The organism is Pseudomonas sp. NFX183 (genome assembly GCF_047943075.1).
Classification (GTDB): domain Bacteria; phylum Pseudomonadota; class Gammaproteobacteria; order Pseudomonadales; family Pseudomonadaceae; genus Aquipseudomonas.
In genome coordinates this window covers 3,060,869-3,084,602 of record NZ_CP181333.1, presented here as the reverse complement: position 1 = coordinate 3,084,602, position 23,734 = coordinate 3,060,869, and the positions used below count along the sequence as shown (strand labels likewise).

At 56.4% G+C, this 23,734-nt stretch carries 36 protein-coding genes, 2 tRNA genes and 2 pseudogenes; 13 read left to right on the top strand and 27 right to left on the bottom strand.

Annotated elements, in window-relative coordinates; translation table 11 throughout:
* Positions 1 to 7: 7 nt before the first annotated feature.
* From ACM530_RS14350 to ACM530_RS14335, 4 genes are read right to left on the bottom strand one after another with little or no spacing between them, the layout of a single operon-like run.
* Entirely contained in the window at positions 8 to 259 is a 252-nt protein-coding gene (locus ACM530_RS14350; protein WP_416365011.1) for a hypothetical protein, read from the bottom strand.
* Positions 256 to 714, bottom strand: a complete 459-nt coding sequence (locus ACM530_RS14345; protein ID WP_416365010.1) for a lysis protein — start codon at positions 712 to 714, stop codon at positions 256 to 258. Before ACM530_RS14345 ends, ACM530_RS14350 begins: the two co-directional genes overlap by 4 nt.
* Positions 711 to 1,157, bottom strand: coding sequence for a structural protein P5 (locus ACM530_RS14340; protein ID WP_416365096.1), 447 nt, complete (start codon positions 1,155 to 1,157; stop codon positions 711 to 713). Before ACM530_RS14340 ends, ACM530_RS14345 begins: the two co-directional genes overlap by 4 nt.
* Positions 1,158 to 1,162: 5 nt before the next feature.
* On the bottom strand, positions 1,163 to 1,612 hold the full coding sequence (locus ACM530_RS14335) for a proteasome subunit beta (RefSeq protein WP_416365009.1): 450 nt from the start codon (positions 1,610 to 1,612) through the stop codon (positions 1,163 to 1,165).
* A gap of 79 nt (positions 1,613 to 1,691) precedes the next feature.
* Between ACM530_RS14335 and ACM530_RS14330 the strand changes: the two genes are divergently transcribed.
* On the top strand, positions 1,692 to 2,072 hold the full coding sequence (locus ACM530_RS14330; protein WP_416365008.1) for a hypothetical protein: 381 nt from the start codon (positions 1,692 to 1,694) through the stop codon (positions 2,070 to 2,072).
* A gap of 45 nt (positions 2,073 to 2,117) precedes the next feature.
* Here the strand turns inward: ACM530_RS14330 and ACM530_RS14325 are convergent, their stop codons facing one another.
* Genes ACM530_RS14325 through ACM530_RS14315 form a run of 3 tightly spaced genes read right to left on the bottom strand, consistent with a single transcriptional unit; the run spans position 2,118 to position 3,027 of the window.
* Entirely contained in the window at positions 2,118 to 2,309 is a 192-nt protein-coding gene (locus tag ACM530_RS14325; RefSeq protein WP_416365007.1) for a hypothetical protein, read from the bottom strand.
* Entirely contained in the window at positions 2,306 to 2,656 is a 351-nt protein-coding gene (locus ACM530_RS14320) for a hypothetical protein (RefSeq protein WP_054919601.1), read from the bottom strand. Before ACM530_RS14320 ends, ACM530_RS14325 begins: the two co-directional genes overlap by 4 nt.
* Complete coding sequence (locus ACM530_RS14315; RefSeq protein ID WP_054919604.1) at positions 2,656 to 3,027, bottom strand: hypothetical protein; 372 nt, start codon at positions 3,025 to 3,027, stop codon at positions 2,656 to 2,658. Before ACM530_RS14315 ends, ACM530_RS14320 begins: the two co-directional genes overlap by 1 nt.
* A gap of 88 nt (positions 3,028 to 3,115) precedes the next feature.
* Between ACM530_RS14315 and ACM530_RS14310 the strand changes: the two genes are divergently transcribed.
* Complete coding sequence (locus ACM530_RS14310) at positions 3,116 to 3,295, top strand: type II toxin-antitoxin system HicA family toxin (RefSeq protein ID WP_038413159.1); 180 nt, start codon at positions 3,116 to 3,118, stop codon at positions 3,293 to 3,295.
* Positions 3,296 to 3,348: 53 nt separating this feature from the next.
* Positions 3,349 to 3,777 (top strand): type II toxin-antitoxin system HicB family antitoxin, encoded by a 429-nt coding sequence (locus tag ACM530_RS14305; RefSeq protein WP_078826854.1) that lies wholly within the window; start codon positions 3,349 to 3,351, stop codon positions 3,775 to 3,777.
* Between the two features lie 96 nt (positions 3,778 to 3,873).
* On the opposite strand, the gene ACM530_RS14300 is transcribed toward ACM530_RS14305, so the two are convergent.
* The 18 genes from ACM530_RS14300 to ACM530_RS14215 form a co-directional block, all read right to left on the bottom strand.
* Positions 3,874 to 4,089 (bottom strand): hypothetical protein, encoded by a 216-nt coding sequence (locus ACM530_RS14300; protein ID WP_078826855.1) that lies wholly within the window; start codon positions 4,087 to 4,089, stop codon positions 3,874 to 3,876.
* Positions 4,090 to 4,105: 16 nt separating this feature from the next.
* Complete coding sequence (locus ACM530_RS14295) at positions 4,106 to 4,594, bottom strand: hypothetical protein (protein WP_416365006.1); 489 nt, start codon at positions 4,592 to 4,594, stop codon at positions 4,106 to 4,108.
* A gap of 105 nt (positions 4,595 to 4,699) precedes the next feature.
* Positions 4,700 to 4,785: transfer RNA gene (locus tag ACM530_RS14290), tRNA-Ser, on the bottom strand.
* A gap of 669 nt (positions 4,786 to 5,454) precedes the next feature.
* A tRNA-OTHER gene (locus tag ACM530_RS14285) sits at positions 5,455 to 5,524 on the bottom strand.
* Positions 5,525 to 5,734: 210 nt separating this feature from the next.
* The gene (locus ACM530_RS14280) at positions 5,735 to 5,992 is read right to left on the bottom strand and encodes a DUF2513 domain-containing protein (RefSeq protein WP_106118263.1); all 258 of its coding nucleotides are present in this window, start codon (positions 5,990 to 5,992) and stop codon (positions 5,735 to 5,737) included.
* 165 nt (positions 5,993 to 6,157) lie between these two features.
* A complete protein-coding gene (locus tag ACM530_RS14275) occupies positions 6,158 to 6,703 on the bottom strand; it encodes a hypothetical protein (protein ID WP_106118264.1) in 546 nt (181 codons plus the stop codon).
* Positions 6,700 to 6,999 carry a hypothetical protein gene (locus ACM530_RS14270; RefSeq protein WP_106118265.1) on the bottom strand — a complete coding sequence of 100 codons (300 nt, stop codon included), beginning with the start codon at positions 6,997 to 6,999 and terminating at the stop codon, positions 6,700 to 6,702. Before ACM530_RS14270 ends, ACM530_RS14275 begins: the two co-directional genes overlap by 4 nt.
* Before the next feature lie 171 nt (positions 7,000 to 7,170).
* A complete protein-coding gene (locus ACM530_RS14265; protein ID WP_416365005.1) occupies positions 7,171 to 8,541 on the bottom strand; it encodes a replicative DNA helicase in 1,371 nt (456 codons plus the stop codon).
* Positions 8,538 to 9,365, bottom strand: coding sequence for an ATP-binding protein (locus ACM530_RS14260; RefSeq protein WP_416365004.1), 828 nt, complete (start codon positions 9,363 to 9,365; stop codon positions 8,538 to 8,540). The genes ACM530_RS14265 and ACM530_RS14260 overlap by 4 nt, the downstream gene beginning before the upstream one ends.
* Entirely contained in the window at positions 9,349 to 10,152 is an 804-nt protein-coding gene (locus ACM530_RS14255) for a helix-turn-helix domain-containing protein (RefSeq protein ID WP_416365003.1), read from the bottom strand. Before ACM530_RS14255 ends, ACM530_RS14260 begins: the two co-directional genes overlap by 17 nt.
* Positions 10,149 to 10,376, bottom strand: a complete 228-nt coding sequence (locus ACM530_RS14250; protein ID WP_416365002.1) for a hypothetical protein — start codon at positions 10,374 to 10,376, stop codon at positions 10,149 to 10,151. Before ACM530_RS14250 ends, ACM530_RS14255 begins: the two co-directional genes overlap by 4 nt.
* Before the next feature lie 100 nt (positions 10,377 to 10,476).
* A complete protein-coding gene (locus tag ACM530_RS14245) occupies positions 10,477 to 11,067 on the bottom strand; it encodes a hypothetical protein (RefSeq protein ID WP_416365001.1) in 591 nt (196 codons plus the stop codon).
* On the bottom strand, positions 11,064 to 11,375 hold the full coding sequence (locus ACM530_RS14240; RefSeq protein WP_416365000.1) for a hypothetical protein: 312 nt from the start codon (positions 11,373 to 11,375) through the stop codon (positions 11,064 to 11,066). Before ACM530_RS14240 ends, ACM530_RS14245 begins: the two co-directional genes overlap by 4 nt.
* Positions 11,372 to 12,109, bottom strand: coding sequence for a hypothetical protein (locus ACM530_RS14235; RefSeq protein ID WP_416364999.1), 738 nt, complete (start codon positions 12,107 to 12,109; stop codon positions 11,372 to 11,374). The genes ACM530_RS14240 and ACM530_RS14235 overlap by 4 nt, the downstream gene beginning before the upstream one ends.
* Positions 12,106 to 12,399: a hypothetical protein gene (locus tag ACM530_RS14230; RefSeq protein WP_416364998.1), complete on the bottom strand. Its 294-nt coding sequence runs from the start codon at positions 12,397 to 12,399 to the stop codon at positions 12,106 to 12,108. The genes ACM530_RS14235 and ACM530_RS14230 overlap by 4 nt, the downstream gene beginning before the upstream one ends.
* On the bottom strand, positions 12,396 to 12,722 hold the full coding sequence (locus tag ACM530_RS14225) for a hypothetical protein (protein ID WP_177069209.1): 327 nt from the start codon (positions 12,720 to 12,722) through the stop codon (positions 12,396 to 12,398). Before ACM530_RS14225 ends, ACM530_RS14230 begins: the two co-directional genes overlap by 4 nt.
* An 8-nt stretch (positions 12,723 to 12,730) precedes the next feature.
* Positions 12,731 to 13,066, bottom strand: a complete 336-nt coding sequence (locus ACM530_RS14220) for a hypothetical protein (RefSeq protein ID WP_416364997.1) — start codon at positions 13,064 to 13,066, stop codon at positions 12,731 to 12,733.
* 420 nt (positions 13,067 to 13,486) lie between these two features.
* Positions 13,487 to 13,786, bottom strand: coding sequence for a Cro/CI family transcriptional regulator (locus ACM530_RS14215; protein ID WP_416364996.1), 300 nt, complete (start codon positions 13,784 to 13,786; stop codon positions 13,487 to 13,489).
* A 107-nt stretch (positions 13,787 to 13,893) separates the two neighbouring features.
* Between ACM530_RS14215 and ACM530_RS14210 the strand changes: the two genes are divergently transcribed.
* From ACM530_RS14210 to ACM530_RS14175, 8 genes and pseudogenes are all read left to right on the top strand, one after another.
* Positions 13,894 to 14,688: a S24 family peptidase gene (locus tag ACM530_RS14210; protein ID WP_416364995.1), complete on the top strand. Its 795-nt coding sequence runs from the start codon at positions 13,894 to 13,896 to the stop codon at positions 14,686 to 14,688.
* A gap of 172 nt (positions 14,689 to 14,860) precedes the next feature.
* Positions 14,861 to 15,091 (top strand): annotated as a pseudogene (locus tag ACM530_RS14205) (response regulator transcription factor); the annotation flags it as partial.
* Between the two features lie 152 nt (positions 15,092 to 15,243).
* Entirely contained in the window at positions 15,244 to 15,402 is a 159-nt protein-coding gene (locus ACM530_RS14200; protein ID WP_416364994.1) for a hypothetical protein, read from the top strand.
* Between the two features lie 40 nt (positions 15,403 to 15,442).
* Positions 15,443 to 15,895, top strand: a complete 453-nt coding sequence (locus ACM530_RS14195; RefSeq protein ID WP_416364993.1) for a hypothetical protein — start codon at positions 15,443 to 15,445, stop codon at positions 15,893 to 15,895.
* Positions 15,892 to 16,647: a hypothetical protein gene (locus ACM530_RS14190; RefSeq protein ID WP_416364992.1), complete on the top strand. Its 756-nt coding sequence runs from the start codon at positions 15,892 to 15,894 to the stop codon at positions 16,645 to 16,647. The genes ACM530_RS14195 and ACM530_RS14190 overlap by 4 nt, the downstream gene beginning before the upstream one ends.
* On the top strand, positions 16,644 to 16,919 hold the full coding sequence (locus ACM530_RS14185) for a hypothetical protein (RefSeq protein WP_416364991.1): 276 nt from the start codon (positions 16,644 to 16,646) through the stop codon (positions 16,917 to 16,919). Before ACM530_RS14190 ends, ACM530_RS14185 begins: the two co-directional genes overlap by 4 nt.
* A complete protein-coding gene (locus ACM530_RS14180) occupies positions 16,916 to 17,083 on the top strand; it encodes a hypothetical protein (protein ID WP_416364990.1) in 168 nt (55 codons plus the stop codon). Before ACM530_RS14185 ends, ACM530_RS14180 begins: the two co-directional genes overlap by 4 nt.
* Before the next feature lie 220 nt (positions 17,084 to 17,303).
* Positions 17,304 to 18,494: an Arm DNA-binding domain-containing protein gene (locus ACM530_RS14175; protein ID WP_416364989.1), complete on the top strand. Its 1,191-nt coding sequence runs from the start codon at positions 17,304 to 17,306 to the stop codon at positions 18,492 to 18,494.
* On the opposite strand, the gene ACM530_RS14170 is transcribed toward ACM530_RS14175, so the two are convergent.
* On the bottom strand, positions 18,484 to 20,163 hold the full coding sequence (locus ACM530_RS14170; RefSeq protein ID WP_416364988.1) for an ATP-dependent nuclease: 1,680 nt from the start codon (positions 20,161 to 20,163) through the stop codon (positions 18,484 to 18,486). The two genes, ACM530_RS14175 and ACM530_RS14170, sit on opposite strands and share 11 nt — an antisense overlap.
* Positions 20,164 to 20,546: 383 nt before the next feature.
* Here ACM530_RS14170 and ACM530_RS14165 point away from each other — a divergent pair.
* Positions 20,547 to 21,804 (top strand): annotated as a pseudogene (locus ACM530_RS14165) (integrase domain-containing protein).
* A gap of 501 nt (positions 21,805 to 22,305) precedes the next feature.
* Here ACM530_RS14165 and ACM530_RS14160 read toward each other — a convergent pair.
* Complete coding sequence (locus tag ACM530_RS14160; RefSeq protein ID WP_369302489.1) at positions 22,306 to 22,746, bottom strand: Lrp/AsnC family transcriptional regulator; 441 nt, start codon at positions 22,744 to 22,746, stop codon at positions 22,306 to 22,308.
* A gap of 204 nt (positions 22,747 to 22,950) precedes the next feature.
* Here ACM530_RS14160 and ACM530_RS14155 point away from each other — a divergent pair, with 204 nt between their 5' ends.
* Entirely contained in the window at positions 22,951 to 23,667 is a 717-nt protein-coding gene (locus tag ACM530_RS14155; protein ID WP_369302488.1) for a YczE/YyaS/YitT family protein, read from the top strand.
* Positions 23,668 to 23,734 lie beyond the last annotated feature (67 nt).

The following is a 23,734-nucleotide window of genomic DNA, read 5'->3' as shown; positions in this document are numbered from 1 at the left end:
GTTCAGGTTATTGCGTGTGCGATTTAGGCTCAGTCCAGGGTTCGGTGACGAATGAAACAAACACTCGAAACACCGCTACCTCAGCGCCACCGGCATCGAGAATGGAGAGACCTTGGGGTGTAGTAACGTGGCTCGCGCCAACCACAGCAACCGAGTTGCCGGCTCCGTCGTTCACCAGGTAGCGTTTGCTTTTACCCTCAGCCAGCGCAAGCCACAGCTTTTGGGCGGCATGGGCAATGGCGCCAGTGTTGCTGCTCATTGATCTTTTCCTTTTAGGCAGATGTTGGTGATGTAGTCCTGGGCAGCGCGCAGCGCTATCAGTCCTTCGTCACCGTCGTTGGCGATGGCGACAATTCTTTCTCCAGCCGCTGGGTCAAGTTCGGCTCGCGCTTTTTCATGACCCAGGCCGGAGGTGGCGGTGGTGGCTCCCACTGCGGGACACGTGGCTTCGACTGACAACCGGCGAGCGCCAGTACCAACAGCAGTGCGAAGACGCTGATTATCGGCTTGGGCATTCTCCAACTCCTTTGTGTGGTCGGTGTCGATCTGGGCCAGCAGTCGCTGAGTATTCCGGCGAGAGTCGGCCGCTTTGTTCAGGATCGTGACCAGGGATTTGGCGGTGGCCAAGTCCTCAGACTGAGACTGGATGCGCTGATAGCCGCCGTAGATGATGATCAGGCAGCCGATCAGGGCTGCGATCAGATAGCGGATCATGACAACGCTCGGCGGAGACCTTCCGCTAACACAGCTTCTGGATAGGCGAATCCTGCGCATTCATGGGCAATAATGCTGGACACCATGACACTCAGCGTTGCCGGTTTCCGGACGTCGATCACGTCAGTAGCATTCACGCCCAACCGGCGGGCCACGGCCGCAATGTAGGCCTCGGTGTTGTTCTCATTGCCTGGAGCCCACCTGGTGATGGTTTCGCGCACGGTGTCGATGCCTGGGCCGCCCACGCCGGGCATACCGTCCTTGCCGCGATAGTTGATCAGCAGCTTGCCCAGGGCGCGGATGCCGTTCTCTGGGGTGTCAAAGCGTGCAAACCGTGGGGATGGCACGCCGACTTCCAGACCAAGCTGCCCTTGCCAGGCATTGCGCGGGTTGTAGTCGATGTTGCCGGGGTTGTTGTTGCGCACGCCGCGAGGCGTAGTGATCGTGGTCATGGGATAGCCCTCGGCTCCACTGGAGCAATGGTGACGGTGCGGACCATGCCGCCCGTGTAGATGTCCCGCTTCATCGCGGCACGCACCGCCTCCTCCGCGCTTGCCCCCATATCCATCGCAGCCAAGGCGTATGGCGCGCCGCTGCCCATGGCGTCCGGGTTCGCTGAATCAAGATCCTGTTTCCATATTCCGGTCGTGTCGTCGTGACCGATCATCAACAGCTTGCCGCCGTCGACGACATAGCCTGAACACTCGACCGGCACCTTCGAGGGAGTGCCGAAGTAGGCGGCGATCAACGCCTTCTCGTCACATACGGCGCCTGCCAGGAAGAAGCTGACACCATCCACAACCAGGCACTTCGGTGCGTTGTCGGAGACGATGCGATCGTTACGGACCTGGCGGCCGTCATAGGCGATTACGCCGTCTTTGTAGGCAATGGTCGTCATAGTCAGTAACGCTCCGGGGTTGTAATGCTGGCTCGGTGCCGGTATTCATGAGGATCATTCAAAGCAAGGAGCACGCAGCGTGTCGAAATACAGAATCGAAGAATCGCGCCCCGACTGGTACAAGGGCTTAGGACCTCTCTACCAAATCCACGATGAAACCGGCCCCATTCGTCATCTACGGTGGGATTACGAGCCCACCGCTATAGCGGTTCTCGATGACTTGGAAAATGGTCGTGCGCTGTTGGCGGACATCAACTACAAGCTGAATGGCGCATCGCACAAGAGCGAGGCTCCTGCTCACTTTGCCGAGAACGAAGATGTCATCTACTTCTTCGAGGAAGACAAACTTCCAACGTCGGACAGAGGCCTCACCACTACAGAAGAAAAGCGTGCGGCTCTCTTGAAGAACGGTTATTCGGAGATCGTCATCCACTGGGAATCAGTACCGCCATTTGAATAAATATCCGCGCCACGATTTGGCGCATACGAAAACGTGGCGCGGATTTCAGCTCGACTGCCTGATCTTGCTGACGATGGATTGGGCAGACTCCCGCACCTCTGTCTCGCGACCGTCAAAGGTGCGGACAATTGCGTGGATGCCCCGGTATTGCGAGCTGGTTGAGGTCTCTTGCACATGAGCGATGGCGCCGGGGGCAAAGTAGTGGCTGTACCCGTTGTGGTCAGTCAGCTCGATCATGGTCGCTCCTCAGTCTGTGCCCGCGTCAGCGCCTCACCGGCCTTGTCGGCTGCTTTGCTGGCCGTGTCAGCTGCCTGAACGGCGGTGTGGGATGCCTCTTGCACCTTCACTGCTGCGTCCTGGGTCTTCTCTGCCAGGTTGGTCAGCCGCAGATCACGCTTGCCCAGGGCTGCGTCGTAGGCGGCGCGTACCTCGGTGAGTTGCTTGGTGTGTTCGGCAGTGGTTGACCACACGCCGGCTTGCCAGCCCAGGGTCGCGCCTCCGGCTACCAGCACGAGGGCAATCAGCCAACCTTCAACCCGACGCCACCAGTGACGGGCGATGAACTCCATTGCGCATCTGTCCATTAGTTGTCGTCTCCCAGCTTCGTGCGCAGGCGGTGGATCTCTTCGCTCTGCAGCGTGACGCGCTCGGTAAGTTGGCCGACTTGGCTGGTGAGCGCCTCGATTTTGCCTTCCATGCGCCCTACTGCTGCGGCGAGCTCGTTGCGCTCTTTCGCGAACTGGTCGGCTCTGGCCTCGGCGGCATTGGCCCGGGCGCGCTCAGTGTCGAGCAGCTCATTCAGCCGGCGCACGGTGCCGATATCGGCGTTATCCATTGCCCGGTCGGTCGCGTCTTTGGAGAGGAACTTCCTCAGCCAGAGCAAGCCACCAAGCACTACGGTGCCCGTACCACTCAGCCACGCGAGCGTCCCTGGGCCGAGGTCGTTTGGGTCCATCCGTCTCTCCAAATAAAAACACAACATAAGTGCTGCACTACAACAAAAGTGTTGTAGAATGAACTCACCCCAACAACGAGGCGAGGTGATGAAGTTCAGCGAGTTCAGACGATGGTTGAAGGCCCAAGGGGTGACCTTCGAAGCTGGCAAGGGAAGCCACTTCAAAGTAACCGCCCCAAACGGCAACAGGACCACCTTCGCGGATCACGGAAGCAAGGAAATGCCCGAACCGACCCGCAAGGCGATCATTAAACAACTGGGGCTCTGATGAGCCCCTTCACCACATCTGCACGCTGAGCGATCACCTCCAAAGGAGTGACCATGTACAACTACGCAATCCGCTTTGAGCAGGACGACAGCGCTCCCGGCCTGGCCGTGTTCTGCCGTGACCTGCCAGAGCTGAACAGCTACGGCGACGACAAAGAACACGCGATCCGTGAAGCGCAGGACGCGATTGAGAGTGCGCTATCCATCTACGTCGACGAGCGCCGAGCGATTCCAGCGGCATCAGCACCCCAGGCGGGCGAACACGTCATCCACCTACCAGCGGTGACCGTGGCAAAGATCGCCCTGTGGAACTCGATGATGGATCGGGATATGCGCAAGGCCGACTTATGCCGGTTGCTGGGCGTTCACCAGGCCCAGGGGGATCGCCTGGTCGACTTCCTGCACACATCGAAGATGGAACAGGTGGAAAACGCCCTGGCCGCGCTCGGTAAACGCCTGTCGGTGTCTGTCGAGGCAGCCTGAATAGGTGCCAGGGCGAACCCTGGCGGTTTGTGCTTGTGTGTCGTCATCTCGACGATACGGCACGTCGCTGCAACGCCTCACGGCGTGGCGGTGCAATCACCCCTGTTCGGGATTCAGTGGCTGAGCAACTGCCGCCGCGGTGGTGACGGTCACTGAGCCTTGGTACATCGTTTTCAGTTCTGCGACGTAAACTGGCTGTTTGGGCGCCTGCTGAACCATCTGTTCAGCACGGGCGTTCGCCTCATCCTCGGTTGCGAACTGCGTCTGCAGCGGCGAGTTGGGGAAAGGCTGAGGGATCACTACAAAAGGCATGGGCTCACCTATCTGGTTAGCGGTCGGCAATCATCCGGCCATTGATGTGGCATGTATCAGCGTGCAGCACGAATGGCGGCTCAGCGGCCATCACGATCATGACGTGGCCGCCGGCGCGGATCTCTACTCGATCAGCGGACACCACCAGCGTGCTGGCTGACGGGCTTGCGGCCGTGCGCTCTGCCATCTCAGCAGCCGTCTCTGGCCTTTTGTAGGTCAGCCTGGTGCGAATGTCGGTGCAATCGAGGTCGTAAGACTCGTCCGTGGTCGAGAATTCCGCACCGTCGCGGTACTCGGCGGGAATAGCCATAACCTGGTCACCAATGAACCGGTAACGCTCGATCGCATTGGTTGGCAGTTCGCTCTCGGCCCAGTCCCCCACTTCCACTGTGATCAGGCGCGGGACGTTCAACTGGCCCGTGCCTACCGAATTCAGCTCCATGGCGCCGGTCGCCTCATCCAGCCGCAGGCCAGACAGGCCCGGCACATAGTCATGGCTCTGCATTGCGGATCTCCAGGTCGTAATAGGCGCGGGCAACCGGACGCGATCCATGCTGCTGATCCGGCCTTTGCTCATCCTTGAGCATTCACCCACATAAAACTCTTTGATTGGCGGAAGGCGGAGGAGTCGAACCCCTACCGTTTCCAGCAGCACCGGGTTCAAACCGGTTTGCCTACCACTTGGCGCCGCCTTCCAGAAACGCGAAACCCCGCACGATGGCGGGGCTCTTGAATGGGTGCAGGTGGCTGGTGCAACTCTCCAGCTCTGGTGGGGCAGATCGCCGGGTCACGTACCCTGCCCTCTCATCGCGTAGCCGCCCATTGTCCGCACGGGATTAGACGACGCCTCTACCGACTTAGCCCAGCTGCCTGGGCGATAACCTGCATAAACAATCGGGCATCAGCTGCGCAATATGCGCAATTCCAATCCCCTGCAAACTACACACAACCCGCGCAGCGTCTGCTTTTGCGCAAACTGCGCAGGTGCGCACCAACTGCGCAAAGCTGCGCACCCTGGCTCAATGTGGGTTGATACAGATGGCGACCCTGTCAGATCACTGTCGTGGCGCTTCCCTCCAGTCCCCACGCTGACTGTTTCCCCTGCGCCGTCACTGCTGCCGGCCGGGCTTTGCTCATCTGCATCGGTCATTCAACTGGTTCGGCACGTCTGCCTATCTGCGCCAAGCTTGGAGGAATCGAACCCCGGCATCGGTCAGCTGCGAACTTAAAGCCCCTTGGCCAAGTGTGTGTGCGCCTTCCGCTGTACAGCCCTTCCACGCAGGCCAATTGAATGACCGATGAAGACTCCGCATATGCGGTCACTGTTTCAGTTACTGCGCAGCCGCGAATGCCGTGATGAATGTTTGGAGCGGATACAGGGAATCGAACCCTGATCGAAAGCTTGGAAGGCTGTCTAGCGACCTGCGCTACCCGCAAATGCGTGTCTTCCCACGCTGCCCGCCAATACCACCCTGCATCAACTGGAGGTCATAGGTGCATTGGCTGCCGGTGTTCATTCGTAACGCGTGACTTCCGGCCATACCGCGTCCAGGCCCTGCCCGAAGGCCCACCCTGGCTGTGGCTCTCGCAACAAAATCGCAAAAAAAAGGCCTGCCGAAGGCAAGCCCAATTGAATCTGGCATATCTATTTCATCAACTGCTCAATCAGATCATGACCTGCCCAGGTCAGTTGCACTGTCGTCGGGTCGATATCCGTGGCTGCTTTCTTGCTCAGGTAGCCAGCCTCAACCAAGAGACCCAAGTGGTAAATCATCTCGGCGGTCCATACCCCATGGCGGCCTGGCAGCGCTCCCCGAAGGTGCGCGAGATCCATGCCTTCCGTATCAGCGTTCTCTTGAACAACCTGAAGCATTCTTAGGGCCAACTCTTTGTCGCGTTTCATGCGGGAAGCTCCAGTGATTGTCGAATCACTGCTATACCGCAGTCTCGCTGGGTAAACAACGAGCACAAAAAAACCCGGCTCAATGGCCGGGTTTTCTGTTCGGGGTGCCTACCTATGCACGCACCGAACCGCAGGTTACGAATCTAAACGGTCACTCGGTCACTGTCAAGCTGCGCTTTGCAACAGCAGGCCATTCTCCTCCAGCAATGACTCGACGACGATGTGCGCTGCGTTCACCTGATCATCAAGCCAGCGCATGGTCGTGGCCCTCCATCGACGTAGCGTACGATCTGGAGTTCCATCCGCGTCCCAAGTGTGGATCTCGTAGAAGTTGGCCGGCAGCCCCCGGCGGCGCTCCGGCACCATCCAGGCCATAACGCACTTGGTCTTGAACAGGTGGTGCGCCGGGCTTACCACTCGGGGGATCAGGTAGCGGGCGGCCTCCTGGACCTCCCCTTCGTTCACCGAGTACTTGCCGGCCAGCGCGTGCCACTGTGCGTCTGCCAAGGTGCGCTTGAGCATTGCCCGTGTCATCGCATCCTGGGTGGTGCGCTCCTCCGGCGATAACCCGTCATCAATCCGACTGGTCAGCAGCTCATCATCGGCGGAGGCCTTGAATCGGTTCTGCCATGCCGGCTTGGAAGTGCCGTCGTGGATCTCGATCGACATCACTCGGCTGATGCAGTGTCCTGCGTCCTTGTAAATGCTCATGCTGCCCTCCGAATGCGGCGAGGTGGTGGGTTGTCATCCAGGCCGAGCAGGTTGCGCAACAGCGCGTCGGCGGTCTTGCTCTTGGCGTTACCCTCGGCTACCCAGCGTTTGCAGTAGTCTCCGAACTCGATGTTGACCCTGGTGGCATGCCAGCTGGCGACCATATCCAGAAGGCAGGCCAATGCCGCAGCACCGCCAACCTTCTCCTGGGCAAGGCCTTCCCCGGCAATCTTCAAGAACTTGCGCTCATGATCCAGCAGACTTTTGCGCGGCAATGCCGCCGTTACGTTACTCATTTGCGGCACTCCCGAGGCTTTTATAAACCTCCATAATCACAATTTGCTGATGCGGGGCGCAGGCCTCGCAAGCCGTGGGCTGTAGCTGAATTCGCGGAAATTGGAATCTAACGCCTGTCTGCTCGGCATTAGCGCTTCCTGCGATGCGGTCTAACACTACGGTGGCGATCATCATTTCTTCCTCCCCCTGTACTGCTCAGAGAAGGGGCGATTGATCTCCACCTCTTCCTGGGTGGGCTCACGGCCCGCAAAGTCGACGAACCGGGCGAATCTGCCCTGCTGTTGAACTACGCATGAACCAACGGGCGCGTGCCTGCACTTGGGCATGATCAGTTCGGTCGCGCCGTTCTGGCCCTGCTCCTCGTCCATATCGCGGTGAACCAGGATGATGCAGTGGGCGTCAGCCTCGATCTGTCCGGAGTCGCGCAGATCGGAGGCGATCGGCTTCTTGCCAGGTCGTTTTGTTGAGTCGCGGTTAAGTTGGGCCAGCAGAATCACCGGCACGTCCAACTCCTTGGCGATGTTCACAATGCCGGTCGATATCTTTCCGAGTTCGGACGTGCGGTTGAACGCCTTGCCGTCGGAGCCAATCAGGCCGATGTAATCGATGACCACCACGTCGAGGCCGTGCTTTCGCTGAATCTGTCGGCAGATGCTGCGGATGCGCGCCACGGTGAGCCCAGACTTATCACTGACATACAGCGGCTTGCCGTTGATCTTGTTGACGGCTGAGGTCAGGCGCGGCCAGTCGTCGTCCTCAAGCTTCCCACTGTCCAGTACCCGCAGGTCGACGGCACCCAATGACGCCAAGGCCCTGTTTGCCAGTTCTTCCTCGGGCATTTCAAGCGAGAACACCATGCCGACGCCAAGCCCCCCACATGCGATGTGCTGGGCAATTTGCAAACCGAGCGTGGTTTTACCGCTGCCCGGCAGGCCGGCGACGATGGTTACCGTCTTCTTGCGCAGGCCTCGGATCATCTCGTCCAGCTTTGTAAGTCCGGTGGACAGCCCAGTCGCAAGGTTTCCGTTGTATTTCGAGTCAATGATGTCGATATTTCTGGTTACCACTTCATCCATGCGCTTGTAATCGGGCTCGCCGGTGTCGAGGTCGCGCAGGTCGGCCATGGCTTGCTGGGCGCTGGCGATGATTTCAGCCACCGGCCTGTTCTCGTTGGCCGAATCACGCACCGCGTCGGCAGCTTCGACCAAGCGCCGAAGCACTGCCCTCTCTGACACCGTTCGTGCGTATGCCTTCCAGTTGGCGGTGCTGGGCGTGTTCCTCGCAAGCTCGCCAGCGTAGGCAATGGTGGTTCCGCCACTCGGAAGGACAGGCTTGAAGTCGTGAAGCGTGACGGGATCAACGGGTGCCCCGGTCGCGTGTAGGTCCAGCATGACCTGGAACAGCGCAGCGTTCTCCGGATCGTGGAAGTCGGCGGTGGTAACACTGGCGGTGATCGAGTCAAACAATTCACCATCCAACATCAGCGCGCCGAGCAGCGCGTGCTCAGCCTCATCACTATAAAGTTCGCGGTATTCGTTCATGCGCGCCCCCGTGCCGAGGCCCAGGTGAAGCCGGCTAGCAACGCGCCGTTCTCCCGTAGGCGGTCCAGCGCTCGGGCGCCGATGTACTGCTCAAGGCTCGGCGTGGCTTTCCCCTCGACGTCCTGCTTCGATGTGGCCGGCAGGTTGGAAATTAGTACCGAAGGCCGGACCAGTTGATAGCGCCGATCGATTACCTCATGCAGGACCGCCAACTCGTACGCGGTGCCCGCCTGGGCGCCGACCTCATCAAGCACCAGCAGGTCAAAACTCGCCAGTTCATCGATGACATCGCCTTCGCTGTAACCCGAATCGCGAGACATCGAGCGCTTGAACACCCGAATAATCTCGGCAGCGGTGGTAATCACTGCGATCGCATTCAAGCCGATGACCTGGCGCACGATGCTGCAAGCCAAGTGGGTCTTGCCGGTACCGACATTCCCGGTCAGCAGCAGGTTGCGGCCGGCCTGGTAGTGCTGGCCGAAGTCGTTAGCGTATCCCTGGCACTTTTCGAGCGCTTCGGACATGGCCGGGGTAGTGGCGCGATAGGTGGCGAAAGTGCAGTCGGCAAACCGTGGCGTGATGCCAGAGCCAACCAGCGCGCCGTTGAGTCGTTCGGCGGCAGCGTGAGCCAAGGCCTGGGTATGCTCGATACTGCCCACCGCTGCCACGCGCAGTCCGTGGAACTGGCATTGCTTGCATGGACGGGCGAGCATCGATCCGTCGAACTGCTCAATCTCGGAGCGATCAACCGCACCGTGGACCGGGCACTCGCCGGCGAAGGTGCGTTGCTCAGGCTGGCGGCGGAAATTAGAACGCTGGGCCATTATCGCCTCCTTGGTACATATCGGCGGTGTGCTGGGGCAAGTTGTTGAATGCCGACGGTTTACCGTTCTTGGCGCCAGCACCAGGCAGCACCGATTCTGGGTAGATATCCGACCAGCTGCTGGTGGTGGACTTATCCAGCACCGCGTCGGGTTCTGGGTGGTTGGCCAGCTTCTTGGCGATCAGCTCGCAGGCTCGCAGGGTCAGTGGTGCGCGCTTGGCCTTCCGCATTTCACAGAAGTCAGCCCATGCTTGATCGGATGCATTGGCAGGCTTGGCAGTCATGGGATCGAACTTCTGAGCCTTGGCCTTACCACCCTTCTCTTGCGCCTTAGCGCCTGCTTTTTGGTTAAGGATGGTTAATGGGTGGTTAATGGGTGGATTGGGTGCACCCGGTGCACCCCGTTCTGTCGTGGCGTGCACCCCGCTCTGTTCTGGCGTGCACCCCGTTGCGTCGTCAGGTGCACCCCGTTCAGAGCGGGGTGCATCCTGTGCACCCCGTGAAAGGTCGATGTCGTAGCAGACCGGAACGCGATCACGCTGCGTGATATAGGCAGCGGCGACTGCCTGATTTCCACGCTTAATCAGCCCAATCGACTCCAGTTCACGCAGTCGATATTGGACGGTGCGCGGCGCCAGGCCAGTATCAAGCGCGAGGCTCGAAACGGCAGGAAATGCAGCACGGCCGGACTGGTCGGCATAGTTGGCCAGGCACAGGAGCACATGCCGCGTATGCGAATCGGTGACGACCTGCTGCGTCAGCGCCCAGGACATGGCTTGAACGCTCATATATCCAGCTCCCGCGTTATCCGGGAAATGAACGCGTCATAGCTCTCGGTCATGACGACTCCGCGATCTTCAAGGGCGCCACGGGAAGCCTTCGCCATGGGGTAGACCTCCCATCTGTCGCGCTCAGGCAGGTGGCGGCAGTTGGAATAGTTTGGCCAGGGACCAGCGACCACTTCGGCCGTGGCGCTGACATGCAGGGTGGTGCCGCTGGTGAGAATGCTCATATACGGCGCTCCCGGACCAACTGGAGAACTTCCTCGGTGGTGAAGCCAGCCAAGAACAGCACAGCCACAATTGAACGAAATCTTCTTTCCTCGGATCTGGTCATTGCAGCGTCTCCCCAGGCTTGCGGCATATCGCGGCGCCCATGGCTTCCACCGAGCCGCCAGACAGGCGCAATACCAGCAGGCGCAGGGCGGTGGTGGAGTCAATGGAGAACGTGCGAGCCTCGTCGAGCGCCAGGCCAGTCGGAGAATGCTCATTGAGCAGGCGCCGAGCGCGGTCGCTGTAATTGAACGCCGCGCAAGCCAGCTGCTGATCAGTCAGGCCGTCGAACGCTTCGTCATGCAGGCACTCGGCCGGGTACACAACGACGGGTATTTTGTTTTCGGGACGCGGTTCTCCCCCCAGCAGATGGCGAGTCATTGCCTCATAGTGGTCTTTGGCAACTTGATCTGCATCGTGCCCCGTCCTCCGCCGGAACAGCACCTTCAAGGCATAGAACGCGCGAATCAGATCAATGTGCGTGTCATCCTCCTTTTCGATGGAGTATTCAGGCTCGTCGATCACCTCAAGCGCGTCCTTGACCACTTCAAAGCACTTGAGCAACAGCGCGGCGTCGTTGTTTTTTTCAAAGAGCGCCTCATCAATATGCTCCATGGGCAACTGAGCCGGAAAATCGATAACGTTGGTCATTGGGCACGCTCCAGACGCTCAACCAAGTTGCGCAACTTGCGCTTGAGTCGTGTAGTGAGGGCGCGCTGATCAAACCAGCGGCCGTACGCCCCCTGGGTAAACTCCACCACCCCGCGATAAGCCGGGTCTTCGAAGTCGAAGCGGGTGCGTTCGCCGTTGCCTGGGCGACCGTGGGCGCGGAAATAGGTCGCATACATCGAACTCAGCTCGCGCTTGAGTGAGTTGCGCAGGATCTCGGCTTGCTGGAAGTCAATGGCCGCCTCGGCGATCAGAGTCATGAGTTGTTCGTGGGTAGGTTTCTTGTTCATGCTTGTTCTCCGTCGGCGCCAAACAGGTCAGCCAGGTCAATTTGGTAAACCTCCATCCAGGCACCGGCGGGCCAGCAGCGAACGAAGCCATAAGTGGGGTGGAATACTTTGGGGGCGGTGATGCCGCGCTCCTTACACCAGCGGCGCAGAGGCACGTAACCGGAAACGCCGAACTTGCGGCCGACAGCCTTCTCTACGGCTAGAATCGCCGCCTGCCGAGTGCCAACCCCAAGGTCATCCTTGAGCTTCTGCACTTGCCTGACGGCAGCCGAGGCGGTAGCCATTGCCGTTGCCTCGCGGCGCGAACCGATCTCGGCCTTGGTTTCGATGGCCTTGTCGCGCTCCTCGATCGCCAACTGCTCGGAGCGTTTCGATGCCAGCAGGTGTTCCAGGGCGCTGATGTAGTCGCCGGGCAAGGCGGGCACTATTGGCTGCTGATCAAGGCGGTTGAGCTTGGCGGTGACCCGACGGCGAACAGCCTTCGACTCGCGCATCAGTACCCACATGCACTGGTCGCGGGTCATGCGAAGCTCTACAGACTCCGTTTTGTTCAAATTTTGAACTACGAAAGTTTCGTAGTGATCGCCGGCGAGTTCGTCCCGGCAGCGTGCGGTGAAGTCGTTGCGGCGAACATCTCCCTCGCCAAATTCAGTACGGGCTTCGTTGACCAGGTCGAGTAGCTCGATGCTGGTCATGGTGACGGCATCGCCGCCTTGGAATTTGGCGATGGTCATTCATCACCCCCACTTTCCCGCGCCACGTTCTCGGATTGCGCGTTTTGTGGCGCGGATTCGCCAAGCTCCTTGAATTGGTCGATAGCGCTATAAACTCCGCAAAAACCGGTGTCGTTGAAGTACTTCGCCACCTCAAACAAGACGCCAATTCCTTTTCCGCCGTCGTGCAGGTGGTCTAGGTGGATAGCCTTGATCAATGCGTGCTGCCATTCGAGCACATCTTTGGCCGCGCACAGCTGGAACTCGGCCTCTTGAGCCGCCTGTTGCATGGTTGGTATTTGCTCGTTCATTTGGCCGCTCCCTGGTGGGGGAGGTTCTGCAGCTTGTATGCAGCCGCAGCGCCGGCTTCGGCCATAGACATCGAAAGCAGCGCAAGCGAGTTGATGAGCCAGCCAGCACTCATTGCGACTTCTTCGCTCAATTCGTTGCGGTTCGCTGCGTTCGCGATGAGTTCGCCGATAGCCGCAACACCGTGCAGCGTGCTGATCTGGAAGTTGTCGTTGGCGTTTTCCACGGCTTGAAGCCGCTCAACCTGATCAGGCGTGAGTTTCGCGCCCCTTGCTGAGCAAGCTGGAAACTCGCGCTCAACGTCGACCAATAACTGATTCCACATTGGAGGCTTCATTGGCCACCCCCTGAACTCTCAATTTCCGAGGGGAGACCGCGCTGAACAGACCATAGGAGTGCGCTGACGCTATCGGCCACAAATTTCAAAGTGGCCATACCGTCGCAATAAACCATCTCGCCATAGTTCAGGCTCTCGTGCATGTGCTGGCAGATCTGGCCGAGGCCAGAAGCGAGGGTGCGCGCATGCTGAATTGCGTCACGGGAGCAGATACCGGGAACGACTTGGAGCATGTACTCCCCCTTGTTATCAATAGGGGTTTCGCAAAAACCGACTTCAGTTGTCAGGGTCTCTTGCGCAGTTTGTTGGGCAGTGCTATTTTTCGGGTGCATGAACTCGTCCTCCAACAGACGAAGAAGTACTGAAACGCTTGTCCAACCAAGCGCTGGTAAAGAAGCCCGCCTCCAACAGCGGGCTTTTTTGTGCGTGTCTTTCAGGTCCAACCCATCGTTACACGACACAAAAATATGCGACCCCCTCCCCTGAGAGGTTCGCTGCCTACCCTGGTCGGGCGGCGGGAATAGATGCCTGGGCGCGCATATCGCGTCCTCCTAAAGTGGAACTCATATCTAAGTAGTGCTGGGCGACTGCCCCGCAACAGATAAGTGATTCATTGGAAATATGAAATCTGCCCAATACGCCATTTACTTTGGCGTATATGGCGCCCGCGCATGCGCGGAAGTGGAGTTTTCGCATGCGAAAACCTGCCATCTTCGGAAACGACTCCGAAGGGAGGTCGGAGGGAGCAGCCGTCACTGAACAACACCAGGCTGGGTACTGGATGAATTCACAGCAGCGATAGCAGTCTGCCCAACAGCACTGACTTGACCCACAATGTCTTCAAGGTCGAGGCGAGCCTTTTCCCGGCTCCCACCGGATGGGAACCCTTTGAACTCCAGGGCAGAAAAAACACCTGGAGCGCGCTCAGAAACCAAAATTAAACGACCGGACTTGAGAGCCTTGCTGATCGTGGTCTGACTGGAACCTAGGATTCTTGCTGCTTCGTCCTGACCGCGATCAGACACAAAGTCACTGAGGAGGAGGGGCGTCATGGGCTCACCTGAAATTGGCACATGCCGAGAAAGATAACCTGCGGTGTTTTTATTGTAAACACCGCAGGTTTTTTGTTTTTCAACACCGAAGGTTATAGGCTTGCGGGATGAAGAAAAGACTGCTCACAGACACCGAACTCGCGGAGTGCAACGCACTCAAGCGGATCTATAACGCGAAGAAAAAAGAGCTTGGCCTGAGCCAGGAGAAGGTCGCAGAGGCGTTTGGCATGTCCCAAACGGCGATCAGCATGTACTTAAATGGCTTGAACGCCTTGAATGTAATGAGCGCTGCCCGCTTCTCCAGCCTGCTGAAAGAGCCGGTTTCTTCTTTCAGCCCGAGAATCGCCGGCACCATTGAGCGTTTGGCGAAAATCAACGTAACGACCGATGCAACGCCGGAGAATACTGAAGAGGGAGTATCACTAAGCCCTATCAAGGTTTGGGACGATGCCACCCCTCTCAGTGACGATGAGGTTTACGTCCCATTTCTCAGGGAGGTCGAGCTTGACGCCGGGTCTGGTCGATACTCCATTGAGGATAATGACTCCTCACTTCTGAGATTCGCCAAACGTGATTTGCGAAATAACAACGTGCAGTTTTCCAACGCACGCTGTGTAACTGTGCGCGGAAACAGCATGTTTCCGGTGCTTCGCGACGGAGCAACAGTCGGTGTTAACACAGGCAAAACATCCCTCGGAGACGTGGTCGATGGCGATCTTTACGCAATTAACCACAACGGGCAGCTGCGCGTGAAGCAGCTCTACAGGCTACCCACCGGCTTGCGATTCCGCAGTTTCAACCGCGACGAGTATCCCGACGAGGACTACACCTATCAGGACATTCAGGACCAGCAAATATCGCTCATAGGACACGTATTCTGGTGGGGTATGTTCGCCAGGTAGCTGTCTTCGCAAAAACCCAAGCCGCCCTGAGCGGCTTTTTTTTCGCCCAAAAAAACACCGCAGGTGCGTGCGAAGAGCAACACCGCAAGAATAAATAAAACCGCTGGTGTTGACACAAAATAAAACCGCAAGTAATGTTAATCCCATCGAGACCCCGTATGGAGCAACCATCATGATCACCATCACCGCCGGCAAATGGGAAGGAACACTGGGCCAAGGCCTTGCCCCCCGAGAGCTGGAAGCCACTCTCTACGCGGCAGCAGACTTGACCGCTAAAGAGATCGCACGGCTGATGGGCATCACTCCAGGGACCGTCTCAAAGCGTTTGGACGACGCGAAGTTCAAGCTGGGTGTGCGCAGCATTCGTGGACTAGTGATGGAGGCCTACCGGCTTGGCCTGATTCGATCCTGCCCTCCAGACCCGAAACAGACTGGCTCTGAACACGAAGGCGTCTTCCTGGCCTGATTGCTCGCCTCGTCAGGCGGAAAAAACAAACAGCAGTTTTGCGAAAGCCAAAAGCGCGGCCGGGATTCGCTCGGCCGAAGGAAAGTGAAATGGAAACCTACGAAGAGAGCTGGCCGACCGTCGTCACCTGCGCAGAGGCCCTGGCAGAAATGAAAAAGCACGGATCAAGCGTCGATGAGTTCGACGAAGACCTCGGTGTTCACGAGCAATACAAGTCGGCAGATGTCCTCGCCTGGCTCGGCTACTAACCCCCTCCACCATCATCAAAATCAACAGCAGGAGTTGGACATGGACCGTAAGGAATTCAACCTCTGGAGGCTGCTCCGGATCGTAATTAACTGCTCAATCGTGGCGGTTGTTGCCAGTGCCGTGCTGACGGAGACCGCTCCCGACATAGTCAGCCCTTCATGCGGCGAGAATGCGATGTTTGCGTTTTTGCTTATCGCTCTCTCGGCAGGCATGTACGGCATTTTCGCCATGCTTGGCCTTGCGGATAAGCATGACGGCGGAAAACCGGCGGGCGCGTTCGAAGCTGCGACTGAATCGCTACACATCGACCAACGCGTAAAGATGGCAGCGAATGCGCGACGCTACGAGTTCTTGCGAGACGTCGCATTCAATCTGACGCTGCCGATCAAGGTTCGTGACTTCTACGGCAATCTGCTTGTTAAGGACGACCTGGACAGCGAGCTTGACCGAGTCATGAGAGCGCTCGCCGTCGGCGCGGATGTGCCGCAATGAAGCGCCGCCAGATCTCCCCGGCCGCCCTGCCCGCTATCGGCCAACCGTTCGCCGGCGGCTTCTACGCTGGCCGCATCTTTTTCGACGGCGCTGAATTCGCGCTGATTGATGCCGGGCGCGAATTTGAGACAACCGCACAATGGTGGGACCAGGAAGGGCCTAAGCCACGAATCCGTGGTACCCAAAGCCGGTACGACGGCATGGCCAACACAAAGGCCATGGCCGAGGAAGGTAGCGCAATTGCCCGAAAGGTGCTGGGCTTGAACGTGCGCGGCTCTTGGGGCTGGCATATTCCATCCATCGAAGAGCTGAACCTGCTCCGATCGAACCTGCTCCAGCTCGAAGACTGGGGCCGTCAGAGTGGTTTCGGTAACGACGAGAATGCGCCCAACGCATTCGCGTGTACCCATACCTACTGGTCCAGTACTCAGAAGGAAGGATCGGCCACGGCTTGGTGCATGCACATGCTCCCGTGGAGTTATCCCGACAGCAACTGGGTTAGCCAGTGCAAGGGGATTCGGCCTGTAAAGGTGCTGCAGATCAAGGCTGATGCATTTGTGCACCACCCGGCGAGTGATGCGCGGACCATCGAGAAGATCGCCGCCCAGGTCGACCTGCAAGGCTTGACCGCCAGCCCTGCGGTGGCCGAGGTGCTGGGCCAGTTCATCAACGAGGACACCGGCCGCTTCTATGGGCGAACCGATGACCTGCTCGCCCAGCTGGCAGTGATCGCCAGGGAGTCTCGCCCATGAAAACCATCATCACCATGATCCTGATGCTGGTCGTTGGCCAGGCGTCGGCCGGCGAGCAAATCATCAGTGTGCAGCACGACTCTACCCGGGCCGTTACGTACTTCATCACGGCCCAGGGCGGAATCAGCTGCCTGCCGGATAGCCAACTTCGCACCCGCGCCAGCACCACCCCATCAAGTGAAGCGGGCCGGGCCTCTCAGGCCAGTTCAACGGCTGAAAAAGAGCAATTGGGCACCACCCCGCTCCCGCAGAAAAAGGGGTTCCAATTATGAGTCGCCGCAACGGGCCGGTGGGCCAGCGCCTGATCGAGCTGTTCAATGCCCTGCAGCGCCGGGAAACCACGTTCGGCCAGATCTACGCAATGTCGGCATCGTGCGGTATCGACGCGCGCCGGGTGCTGGCTGACCACTTTCAGCGAGGTTGGGGCAGTGAGTAAGAATAACGACGCGACACCACCCACGAGCGGCGAAGACTTGTCGCGACACGAAGATCGGTGAAGTCATGCGCTATGTGACCGTCAGGAAATTTGCCAGCGAGTCTGGCTACACAGAGGACGCGATCCGCTCAAAGATCCGTGACGGGATCTGGCGGCTCGGAGAGATATGGATCAAGGCGCCGGATGGCCGGACGCTACTCGATGTAGAGGGATATGAATCATGGGTAGAGGCGGGAGGGGAGTTCGGGCAGTCTCCGATTCGAGTATCGAAATCACGTTCATGTATCGGGGCGTCAGGTGCCGCGAGCGGATCACGCTCAAGCCCACCGCCACTAACCTGAAGAAGGCCGAGCAGCACAAAGCGGCGATCGAGCATGCGATATCGATCGGCACATTCGATTACTCGGTAACGTTTCCGGGATCCGCCCGCGCCGCAAAGTTTGCGCCCGAGGCTTCACGCGAAACCATGAACGGTTTTTTGACCAGGTGGCTCGAAGCAAAGAAAAAGCACCTGGCCAGCAGCACCTACGATGGATACCGCAAGCTGGTTACCCTGCGCCTAATCCCGGCCCTAGGCGATACGATGCTGGTCGACCTAAAGCGGAAGGCGGTGCGCGACTGGCTGGACACCTTGGAGGTGAGTAACAAGACGCTCAGCAATGTTCAGAGCTGCCTTCGCTCCGCGCTGAACGATGCAGCCGAGGAGGAGTTGATCGAATTGAACCCGCTGGCTGGCTGGACCTACTCGCGCAAGGCCGCGCCGCCGAAAGAGGATGATGTCGATCCATTCAGCCCAGAGGAGCAGCAGGCAGTGCTGGGCGCCCTCACCGGTCAGGCACGCAACATGATGCAGTTCGCATTGTGGACAGGTCTGCGCACCAGCGAACTGGTAGCGCTGGACTGGGGCGATATCGATTGGCTGCGCGATGAGGTCATGGTGAGCCGAGCGATGACCCAGGCAAGCAAGGGGAGGGCGGAAACCACGAAGACAGCTGCAGGGCGCCGAAGTGTGAAGTTGCTCCGGCCCGCACTGGATGCATTGAAAGCGCAGAAGGCACACACCTTCCTGGCTGGTGCTGAAGTCTTCCAAAACCCCCGCACGTTTGAGCGCTGGGCCGGCGATGGGCCGATCCGGAAAACCATGTGGGTTCCAGCAATGAAGAAGGCTGGTGTCCGGTACCGCCGGCCGTACCAGACCAGGCACACTTACGCATCAATGATGCTATCCGCCGGCGAGCATCCGATGTGGGTGGCGAAGCAAATGGGGCATTCCGATTGGACTATGATCGCAAGAGTGTACGGACGATGGATGCCTTCGGCCGACTCAAGCGCGGGAACACGCGCGGAATCCCTATGGGTACTCACTGATATGGACCAAAGTCCTGATTCTCGAAAAGCGTCTATAAAGTGAGGTTGAGTTTCGCGGCCTTCAACTCGAGAGCGCGATTGATTTTTTGGAATAGTTTGAAAAAACCTTCACTTGAATCGTAGGTACGATCGTCATCATAAAGCTCTAAGATGTATTTCATAAAAGTTTTTTTAGAGCTATCTCTAATTTTGAACTCCACCAAGCCTCCATCTGAATCAACGATGGGGGCGCCACCTTCAAACCAAGCTGGTTCATGCTCAAACGCACCAATAATCCACTCAGGCGGAAAGAGCCCCTCGATTGGGTGGCCTCCCGAGATCAATACATAGTCAACATTGGAATTAAACTTATATTCCTTATTTGCGCAGTAATGTCCCATTTCCCTTACGGCATCCACGCCCGCTTTGTCGCCATCAAAAAGCGAGACGATACAAACCTCTTTAGCCAACAATCCAAAATTTGACTTCAGGAAGCCTTTCAAATCAGAGACACCTGTAAAGTCTTTAATTAGCAAATTAGTGCGCGACAGGTATGGATACTCCTCTTGCATTTCAGGCTGCATAGCTCTCCACACGTGGTCAATATAGCCCCGATCAGTCTCGCCCTCGACGAACAAATTGTATTTGGAAAGTGCAAAGTAATCTGCAAACTTCACCCCTAAAGATTTTCTAATCGATTCAGTAGCATCCCTATGCGAAGCATACTGAATTATCGAAGTGGTTTTATTAGCTTGCGATCTTCGAACGCCCTGAACCAATTTAATATTGGTCGGGACAAAATTTATAGCATGCGTAGTTTTAATTAGAGTGGATATCTCGCCAAGGTCATCCAAGATTCTTGATGCTCTTTCCGCAAGGCGCGGATGCATGTACGTTTCGGGCTCTTCAATTAGCCATACAACATTTACGTCTCTTTGTTGCTGAGTAATCCATTTGAATGAGGATAGTAAAACAGCAGCCTGAACGCCCATTCCTTTAGAATAGATAGAGCTGCTCTCCGGGTCTTTTACGGCCAAGTCAAAACCGGTAATGAGATCAGTTATAGCACCATTAGGTATCTTGAACGCTACTTGAATCTGACCAAGCCCATTATCCTTAAGTACTGTATTCATGCTTGTCGCGATCTCCGCGACGCTTAACTGTATCTCTGGTATATGACGCCTAAGGGCCGTAGCGACTTCCATTCTGATAAATGGAGAAACAAACTCATTGTATAGTTCATCAATAGATTTCTTAGAAGGGATATAATAACACTTGAAAGAGTCTAAAACTGCTTGAATGAATGCTTTCTGAGCCATTGAGCATTGAGGAGATTTGCCCGCAGGCCGTTTTAGCCCTGGGTAAACTTGGTAAACTGGATTATTCCCATTGAAATAGACATTAATGGAAAATTCCTCGCTAGGGTCAAAATGACCTAGCAGAACTCGCAACTTGTCCAGTTTTTCAAAAATATCTTTATCCTTCCCAGAAGAGTCTCCTCTAAAATGACAAGTCAAACTTGTCTTTACAGATTTATCGCCGGAAGAAAAATCGGTTGAATGTTCATACTTATGCAAGTTTTCATAGCCAGTGAAAAACATATAGAGCGCCATTAACGCATTTGTCTTTCCCGCGTTATTTGGACCTACCAGGGTGAGCCCACCTGTAAGGTTCAAGGTCTGCTCGCCTCTTATAGTACGAAAATTTTTAACCTTTAGACTTAGGATTTTCACTCGACTTCCCTGCCAGATTATTAATTCTATCAATAGTGGCATAAGGCAACCGTCTAGTGGAAGCGGTCGAGGGGAAGTCGAGCAATGCGATTGATCTCCTACGTCGCATTGGGAATGACAGCAAAACGACAGCCTTGGCGCTGAAAGCCCCGTAATGCGGGGGCTGGATGCGGGTTCAAATCCCCCCGGCTCCACCACTTCATCATCTAAAGACGTCTACGGACGTCTTTTTTTGTGCCTGAAATCCAGGAAATACGGGGGTTCAAGGCTGCTGGAGGCTTTCCAGTTTTTTTGAGTTCCAGGCGGTTTGGTATTCCCAATGGTATTCCCGGCTACCTAGGGCTAATCCTGGGAATACCAAAAGGTGTCATGGAGTACTTCTCATGTGCGCTCAAACCACCCGCCTCTCCGACCGCTAGCTCAAGGCGGTCAAACCGAAAGACAAGGATTACGTCCTCAGGGATGGGCGACGGGCTCCAACTGCGAGTCAGGGTCAATCGCTCGATGCAGTGGAATTTCAACTACCGGCATCCCGTCACCAAGAATCGAATCAACATGGCATTCGGCGCTTATCCCGAGGTTTCTCTTGCGCTAGCCAGGAGGAAAACCGTTGAGGCCAGACAGTTGCTTGCACAGGGCATCGACCCAAAAGCTCAGCGCAATGAGCTGCAGGAAGCCAAACGAGCGGAAACGGAACACACCTTCGAGAACGTGGCCACTGCCTGGTTCGAGCTGAAGAAGGATTCCGTCACGCCAGCGTATGCCGAAGATATTTGGCGCTCCCTCAAACTGCATATTTTTCCAAGCATGAAATCGACCCCGTTATCGGAAGTGAACGCCCCGATGGTCATCAAGCTGCTTCGTCCGATTGAAGCTAAAAGCAGCCTCGAGACGGTTAAGCGAGTGAGCCAGCGCCTTAACGAGATCATGACCTACGGGGTTAACTCCGGAATGATCTTTGCCAACCCCCTCAGCGGCATTCGAGCGGTGTTCAAGAAACCCAAGAAAGAGAATATGGCCGCCTTACCACCTGACGAGCTTCCGGAGCTCATGATGGAAATCGCGAACGCCAGCATCAAGCGGACGACCCGCTGCCTGATCGAATGGCAACTTCATACCATGACACGCCCTGCCGAGGCGGCCACCACTCGATGGGCAGACATCGACTTCGACAAACGCATCTGGACCATCCCTGCGGAGCGAATGAAGAAGCGTCGACCACACACAATCCCGCTGACCGAACATACACTCTCGTTATTAGAGACGCGTAAGCACCATAGCGGCCACAGGGAATATGTGTTCCCGTCAGATAGAAACCCGCGCACCCACACAAATAGCCAAACAGCCAACATGGCGTTGAAACGAATGGGTTTTCAGGACCGCTTGGTCAGCCATGGAATGCGCTCCATGGCCAGCACAATCCTGAACGAACATGGATGGGATCTGGAGCTGATCGAAGTCGCGCTAGCGCATGTCGATAAAGACGAAGTTCGAAGCGCCTACAACCGGGCGGATTAGATCGAACGCCGGCGTCCGATGATGGCATGGTGGAGTGAACATATACAGAAGGCGGTCATTGGCAGCCTGTCGGCATCTGCCATCAATCAAACCAGGGGGCGCAATGTCGCCCCGATACGCTGAGGGATCATTGGATGACGATAGAGTTGGCGACTGTCGCCAAACCCTCGGCTTGCCTGCGCTCCGCATTCCCGCTTGCAGGAGCTCACTGGCGGCATGACGACCGCCGCTCCAATTCACGTCTCGAATACTAAAGCGCTTCCGATCCTTGACCAGCAGTCACGCAGCGGCCCGTCCGCCGTCTCCATGACCTGGCATACCGGTACATGTTCAGTCAGGCACCGGATCTAGGTGAGATAGTAGCCGACTAAAGCGGAGGTCCATTGGATATGATCGACCTCCACGACCCTGCTCTCTTCCACCACCGCAAGGACGCTCGCGACGCGCAGCAGGCTATCGGCGGCCATTGATCAGCTGGGCAGAGCTCGAGGTATGGACTGCACCTGACTGACGGACAGTCATTCTCCTGCCACCACATAAACATCGCACGCGACTAAGCATCTGGCGGCACTGGCCTAGCACTCATCTTGGCATGTAGGAGGGTATCCCCTTTGTAACCAGCTTCTATCTGTCGACGAGTACCAGTTTCCTTCTCTCGATTGGAACCGATAAAACGATGCTGGTGCGAGTTTCGCCATAGTTATTAATCTTCGCGATAACGCTCTCAATGTCCGCCATTGACTTGGCATAGATTCTAATAAGGTAAGAGTCATTACCCGTAACGTGTAGGCATTCAACGACCTCTGGGATGTCGTTGAGCGTCGCGATCAACTTGGATTTTGATGGTTTGAAGGTCGTCATGCCGACAACAGCCGATATGCCAAACCCAAGCTTTGCGGGATCAACCTGAGCACAATAGCCAGATATGACTCCCCCATCCTCAAGCTTTCGCAGACGGTCAGTTGTAGCAGGGATGGAAAGGCCCGCGTGCTTTGACAATTCGGTAATGGAAATGCGCCCCGAATCTTGCACCACGCTCAAGATCTTGATGTCTATACGATCCATGAAGGTTTTCCTTGAAAAAAGGTGAAAATTTTAATGAAACTCATACATTTTCCATTAAAAAATAATGCATCAAAAAAGTAGCAAGTGCTAGCCTATTTTCAGCCCATAAAAACTCTGCAAAAAAAAAAAAAAAAAAAAAAACGAAACTGCTTCACTTTTTAAACGCTGCCCAACTAAAGCTTTTCTCAAAGAGTGGGTAATCGTATGCGAGACGAACAGATAAAGTCAGAAAAAAAAACCGACTTCTATTTCCGGAGTTACCTAAAAGCACAAACGCTGGGGTTCCTTGACTTTAAGATTGATCAGGTCTTGATGTATTTACTGGGCGTCACGGTATTTTCACTGGGTGCAAAGTTTTTTATCGTCAGCCAGCTCGGCACCGATCCACTGGATGTTCTTATAATCTCAATCGATAAGCAGCTCGGACTCGGGATGGGAGTATGTTCAGGAATAGTATCCTTACTCTTTTTGACGTGGTGGACGCTTTGGAACAAAAAGCTCCCACCAATCAGTCCATTTATTACAACTACCCTGACAGGATTATTAATTGACCTGTGGACATTCCTTGGAATGGGAGACTACCTGACGGCTCGACTGAATGGCTATGCAATGTTGGCGATTGGCTTGATCTTGTGCGCCTATTCTTCTGCATTGATCATCATGAGTGGAATCGGAATCAGGATCATGGACCTGGTAGTTCTGACTATGGTTTCAAAGTGGTCCTGGTCATTTACCAAAGCCAAAATGATTATTGAGATCGGTATCTTTTCGATCGGCTGGCTGTTGGGTGGCCCATTCGGAGTAGGAACGATCGCATTTCTACTGGTTATTGGTCCTCTTATCCAGCCGTTCATGAACATGAACGCCAAACGGCTTTCACTTAAGAACTATGGCTTAGCCAATACGTCTGCTGCTTATTAATGATCATTAGGGCGCGCAGCTATTAGCTGCGAAATCGTTCGCCCCGAGTATTTAGCCCGTGATGTGC